The sequence below is a fragment of the Salinicola sp. genome, assembly GCF_982684285.1.
Genome location: NZ_CEXLVS010000465.1, coordinates 1 through 1,350, shown reverse-complemented (window position 1 = coordinate 1,350; position 1,350 = coordinate 1). Strand labels below are relative to the sequence as shown.

Sequence of the window (1,350 nt, the reverse complement as noted above, 5' to 3'; positions counted from 1 at the left end):
GCATCTAGTTAAACCCACAAAAACTCTATGTGCAAACAATAGTGTCATACCCATTTCGTGAAGTCTATTAATTGCATTTCTTCAATATGCCCGGTAAGCGTTCTGTAGACGCTACTCTTTATTCTATGAAATCAAGGAATAACCTCCCGAATTTTCAGGAGAGTTTACTCATTTAACTTGACTTAATCCCTTGTATTCTTATTATTCGTATTCATTAGGTCAAAGGGATCTTAGTTAATGAAAGGCATAATAATAATGATAGCAACTGGGCTATCACTCACTTTTAATGTCTTTGCTGAAACATCAAATTTAGAATTTTTAGCCGGTGTAGAAGCAGGGATTGATACAGCAACAGCCATGAGCAATACAGACTTAGAACACACACAACAAGTCCTCACTTCACAGCCTATTGGCGTTGCCAAATCGTGGTATAACGAAGACACATCAACGATTTACAATATTAAGATAGTGAACTATTTCCAACAAAACGAACTTGCTTGCGTGAATTATGACTTAATCATTCGACATAGTGAAACATTGGATATCAAACCACTGACTGCCTGTTTAAACCATCAAGGAAACTGGATCGCCTTTCTTGGATAACACAACCTCCATGTAAATCAGCTTTCGGCTGATCCCCACCCACTAGGCCTCGCACTCATCACCCGCTAAAATTTGCGCTTTCTTGTAGAAAAAAGCGTTTTACTCACCGTTCTTTGCAACAAATCAGATTTCCATCTGTCTAGCTACTACAACCATAACACTCTACTGACTATTTACGTTTTTTCGGAGGTGTTTGTGATGAAAACATTCTGCAAAATATTCCTAATTGCGATGAGTTTGTTCCTAATTAGCACTTCTGTCGTTGCTATCGATTATCGTCATCACGGTGGTTTATCATTTAGTTTTGGCTCTCATAGCAATCATATTCGCTTTGGTCACAACAACCATCACTTTGATAAACACGCTGGTCAACACTACCGCCATCATTATTCTTACCAGCCTGATAGCTTCTACAACTTTAGGCATCAGCCTCGTTATGGTCATAAGTCATTTAGTTATTACTCGTTTAGCTACCGACACCCGAGTTATCAGCAAAATAGATATAACAAAGATATCGTTAAAAAATCTTGCCATCCGGTGACTAAAGTTATTGTCGACAGATATGGAAAATATCACGGTGAAGCTGGCACTATGTGTTACGACAAGTTCGGTGATGCTTATTTTGTTTATGGCAGTCGCTATTCAATACACTAAATTGATGATATTTACTTAGGTACTGTCGCGGTATAGATAGCTCGCTTTGGTGCCGGGTGACCTTCAATGGTTTTTGTCACATCATTCGGGTCG

Annotated in this window: 2 protein-coding genes; both read left to right on the top strand. The window is 38.7% G+C overall.

Going from position 1 to position 1,350, the window contains the following annotated elements:
• Positions 1-237: 237 nt before the first annotated feature.
• Positions 238-603 (top strand): hypothetical protein, encoded by a 366-nt coding sequence (locus AC3AYF_RS21120; RefSeq protein WP_487780431.1) that lies wholly within the window; start codon positions 238-240, stop codon positions 601-603.
• Positions 604-801: 198 nt separating this feature from the next.
• Positions 802-1,257, top strand: coding sequence for a hypothetical protein (locus AC3AYF_RS21115; protein WP_487780430.1), 456 nt, complete (start codon positions 802-804; stop codon positions 1,255-1,257).
• Positions 1,258-1,350 lie beyond the last annotated feature (93 nt).